Origin of the sequence: Campylobacter showae CC57C, from assembly GCF_000344295.2 — a bacterium.
Taxonomy (GTDB): Bacteria; Campylobacterota; Campylobacteria; order Campylobacterales; family Campylobacteraceae; genus Campylobacter_A; species Campylobacter_A showae_B.
On the sequence record NZ_AOTD01000154.1, the window covers coordinates 1 to 4,588 of the forward strand.

Below are 4,588 nucleotides of genomic sequence, written 5' to 3' on the forward strand. Positions count from 1 at the left end.
GGCGATTTTGAAATTTAGCCCGCCGCTTTTGCTCTTGCCTGTCGCGCCTTTTGCGTTTACGTCGATCGCAAAGCTATCCGCATCGTAGGGCGAGCCGTCTTTTTTAAACAGCGGCGTTTCAAATTTAACATCGTTAGCCTCGATGCTAAGATTTTCAAAATCTTTGGTTTTTATATTTACGCCGCCTTCTGATATTTTTAGGCTTTTTAGCAGAGGCGAGTAGGGCAGTAGATCGCGCGCGTCGGGTAAATTTATCTCGTTTTGCGCGCCGAATTTTAAACCCACAGCGGCCGGCGAAGCGATATCTAGCTTCGTATCCTTGCCGCTAAAATCAAGCCTAGCCGCAAATGGCGTCGCGCCTAGTTTTAAAATTTCGCTCTTGCCAAAGGCTAAATTTAGCCCTTTTAGCGTGCCGTTTATGTCGCCTGCGAGTTTGCCTAGATCGAGATTTACCGCTGCGTCCGCGCTAAAAAAGTCCATCCCCGTATTTTTTGCATTTACCTTTAATTTGTCGTTTAAAAGCTCGACGTCTGCAGTTTCGACGTTAAATTTAGCTCCCGTGATCAGAGTTTGTCCGCCGGTGATCTTAAATTTGCCCTTAGGCGTCACCTCTAGCGGGTCAAATTTGATATCAAGCGCGAGTTTGGCGTCTGTTTTGCCGCTTAGCTGCTCGACGGGAACATCGATATCGTAGGCTTTTAGTATAGAGTTTACGCTTTTGTCGTAGAGGGCCGAAGTTTGCAGATTTAGCGTGAGTCCGGCGCCTTTTTCCTCGAAAATTTTATAGATTTCAAGATTGCTTCCGTTTAGATTTTTGCCTTGCCATTTTGGGTTTTTTAGCGTGAAAAATAGCGAGCCTTTTTTTAGCTCGACGTCGACTTCCTCGGCGGTCGCAGGGGATAGCTTTTCGTGAAATTTAACCTTTACGTTTTTAGAAAAACCCTGTGCGCTAAGCTCGTTTAGATAGGGTTCTTGCTTGTTTAGGTCAAATCTGCCCCGAAGCGATTTTACGAAGTAGTTATCCGCCGTGATGTAGCCGTAGATCCAGCTTTTTATCTCTTTATCTAGCCCCGTTTTTGCGCCCAGCTCGTCCATAAAGCCTCTTAGGCTCGTCGCGTTTATGTCGCTTAGCTCGTATGTTAGCTCACTTTTTTTGAGATTTACGGTAGCGTTTCCGTTTAGCTCGTGGCTAGAAAACGTACCGTTAAAATCGTAAATTTGACGCCTCAAATCGGCATTGCTAACGCCGCTTAAAGTGATGTTAAAGTCCTTAAACTCGAGTAGATAGATGTTTGCAGTTATGCCGTCTTCGGTGTCTTTAAAATTTGAGCTAACCGCCAAAAACGGGCTATCTAGGTAGAAAACGTCGTCTCTGTAAAATAGCGTGGACTCGCTGTTTAGAAATTTGACGCGCTCTAGTAGGATTTCGTCAAACAGCCTATCGATCCAGACGATGTTTTTGGATAGATCTAACAGCGCGTCCTCGGAGCTATCCTTGGCGCTTTGTTTAGGTATCTCTATATTTTTCGCGCGTAAAATTATTTTTTTATCGAGTTTTATATATAATTGCTCTATTTTAAAGTCGCCCGCGTCGATATTTTCTATCTCGACGCCGTGTTTTAGGACGGCTATAAAAATGACGAATATCAAAACCGCAGGGATCAAAATGCGCCAAATTTTCTTCATTATCAGCGAGATGATTTTCATATTTTTTCTGAGCTTTCTTGTTTATCTTAGCCGCCCGGTGAGCGTGAGCGAGGTCATTTTCGTGCCTCAGGGCAGTACGTTTGGGATTATATCATATCTAAGCGAAAAAAATACGGACGCCAATAAATTCGACGCCGTGATCTTGCGCGCTATGGGGCACGTGCAAGCAGGCTGGATAGACCTGGGCGCGGCAAAGCTTAGCAAGCTTGATTTTTTATACAAGCTCACGACCGCAAAAGCGGCCCTAACGCAAATAACGTTGATTCCGGGCGAAACGACGGCCGTGTTTTTGCAAGAGGTCGCAAAAAAGCTAAATTTGAGCGAGGCGAAGCTAAATGAATTTTACGCCAAATTTGCCCCACTAGAGGACGGCTTTTTAGTGCCTGAAACCTATAAAGTACCGCTTGGCGTAAACGAAGAGCAGCTAGCTGCACACCTCGTAAATTTATCTAAAAAATCCCACGAAAAAATGGCTACCGAACTACTTGGAAGCTACGACGAAAAGCGCTGGAGCGAGTATCTGGTTACGGCCTCGGTCGTGCAAAAAGAAGCCGCGAACGAGGATGAGATGCCACTTGTGGCCTCCGTCATCCAAAACCGCCTAAAAAAGGGTATGAAGCTGCAGATGGACGGCACGCTAAACTACGGACTCTACTCGCACGAGACGGTCACGGCCGAGCGCATACGAAGCGATAAGAGTAAATTTAACACCTATCTAAACGAAGGCCTGCCGCCAAGTCCCGTTTGCACCGTGGGTCTAGCTGCGATAAAGGCGGCGGTAAGGCCCGCGCAGAGCGAGTTTTTGTACTTCGTGCGGGATAAAAAGACGGGCAAACATAAATTTAGCGTAACATACGATGAGCACGTAGGCGCGATAAACTCCCAAAAATAGCGCGCCAAAAGGCGTTTTAATATAAATTTGGATAAGATTTTGCAAAATTTAATTAGGAGAAAAGATGAGCGACATCGTCTACACTAGAACCGACGAATCACCGCTACTTGCGAGCTACTCGCTGTTTCCGATCCTGCAGGCGTTTTTGCGCGCAGGCGGCATAGAGATAGCCCAGGCCGACATAGGGCTGGCTGCGCGTATCATCGCTGCTTTTAACGACAAGCTGCCGCCTGATCTGCGCGTAAGCGACGATCTGGAGATGCTGCGAAATTTGACGCAAGAAAAGCGCGCGAATATCATCAAGCTGCCAAATATCTCGGCAAGCTTGCCTCAGCTAAACGCCGCTATCACGGAGCTTCGCGCCAAAGGCTACGATCTACCGCCATGCCCGTCCGAGCCAAAAACGCCGGAGGAAAAAGATGCGGCCGCTAGATACGCAAAGGTGCTAGGAAGCGCGGTAAATCCGGTGCTGCGCGAGGGCAACTCCGACCGCAGATGCGTCGGTGCGGTAAAACGCTACGCCCGCGAAAATCCGTACAAAATCACTCCTTTTGAAAAAGATAGCAAAACCGAAGTCGCCTATATGAAGGGCGGAGATTTTTACTCCTCCGAGCGTTCGGTTAGCTTTGAAACGGATGAAAATTTACGCGTCGAGTTTATCTCAAAAAGCTGCGAAAAACGCGTGCTAAAAGAAAATTTAGCGGTAGAAAAAGGCGACATAATCGACGCTAGCTTTATGAGCGCGAGCAAGCTGGACGCCTTTATAAAAGAGCAAATCGCGGACGCGAAGGCAAAAAATTTGCTCTTTAGCGTCCATCTAAAAGCCTCGATGATGAAGGTGAGCGATCCCGTGATTTTCGGGCATTTCGTAAAGATTTTTTTTGCGGAGGTTTTTGAGGAGTTTGCGGATGAGCTAAAAAGCGTAAACGTCAGCGAAAACAACGGACTAAAAGACCTTTTTGCACGGATTTTAAATTTACCTCAAGCTACGCAGGAAAAAATAAAAGCCAAATTTGATGAAATTTATGCCGCAAGGCCAAATTTAGCTATGGTAAACTCAGCCGCAGGCATCACAAACCTGCACGTGCCTAGCGACGTCATCATCGACGCCTCGATGCCTGCGATGATAAAAAATGGCGGCAAAATGTGGGACAAAGATGGCGCCCTGCGCGAGACCAAAGCCGTGATACCGGATAAAACCTACGCCGTCGTTTACGAGGCCGCGATCGCGGATATCAAGGCAAATGGCGCGCTAGATCCCGCTAAAATCGGCAGCGTCTCAAACGTAGGTCTAATGGCTAAAAAAGCCGAGGAGTACGGCAGCCACGATAAGACCTTTGTGATGAGCGAAGCGGGCGAGGCGCGCGTACTAAACGCCAAAGGCGAAATTTTATTTAAATTTGAGTTAGAAAAAGGCGATATATTTAGGATGACGCAGGTTAAAGACGTCGCCGTGCGAAACTGGGTCGAGCTAGCGTTAAAACGCGCGAAAATCACGGGACAAAAGGCGATATTTTGGCTGGATGAAAACAGGGCTCACGATCGAGAAATCCTAAAAAAGGTAAGAGCGCAGCTAGCTAGCACGGACATGAGCGGGCTTGATATAGAGATATTGTCTCCTGCGGTAGCTTGTAAAAAATCGCTTGAGATCATGAGACGCGGCGAGGACTGCATCAGCGTCACCGGTAACGTCTTGCGCGACTATCTGACCGATCTTTTTCCGATCTTAGAGCTTGAAACCAGCGCCAAGATACTCTCGGTCGTGCCGCTACTAGAGGGCGGAAGTATCTTTGAGACGGGAGCGGGAGGTAGCGCACCGAGGCTCGCTGAGCAGCTACTAGAGCAAAATCACCTAAGCTGGGACAGCCTGGGCGAGTTTTTGGCTCTAGGCGCTAGTCTTGAGCAGCTGGCGGGTTTTAAACAAAGCCTTGAGGCGCAAATTTTAGCCGATACGCTAAATGCGGCCGTAGAGCGCTATCTAAAAGAAAA

At 47.6% G+C, this 4,588-nt stretch carries 3 protein-coding genes; 2 read left to right on the plus strand and 1 reads right to left on the minus strand.

Annotated elements, in window-relative coordinates; genetic code table 11:
* The coding region (locus H740_RS05770; protein WP_034957465.1) for a YhdP family protein at positions 1–1,707 on the minus strand (1,707 nt) is incomplete at its 3' end.
* Here H740_RS05770 and mltG point away from each other — a divergent pair.
* Together mltG and H740_RS05780 are read left to right on the plus strand one after the other, a co-directional pair.
* The gene (gene mltG / locus H740_RS05775) at positions 1,637–2,599 is read left to right on the plus strand and encodes an endolytic transglycosylase MltG (RefSeq protein WP_002952334.1); all 963 of its coding nucleotides are present in this window, start codon (positions 1,637–1,639) and stop codon (positions 2,597–2,599) included. The two genes, H740_RS05770 and mltG, sit on opposite strands and share 71 nt — an antisense overlap.
* Positions 2,600–2,663: 64 nt before the next feature.
* Positions 2,664–4,588 (plus strand): NADP-dependent isocitrate dehydrogenase (locus tag H740_RS05780; protein WP_002952335.1); only part of this gene is annotated, 1,925 nt, incomplete at its 3' end.

Bases quoted from the DNA above. Each gene is read 5' to 3' on its own strand.
- mltG (WP_002952334.1), top strand. From the start codon at position 1,637: ATGACGAATATCAAAACCGCAGGGATCAAAATGCGCCAAATTTTCTTC.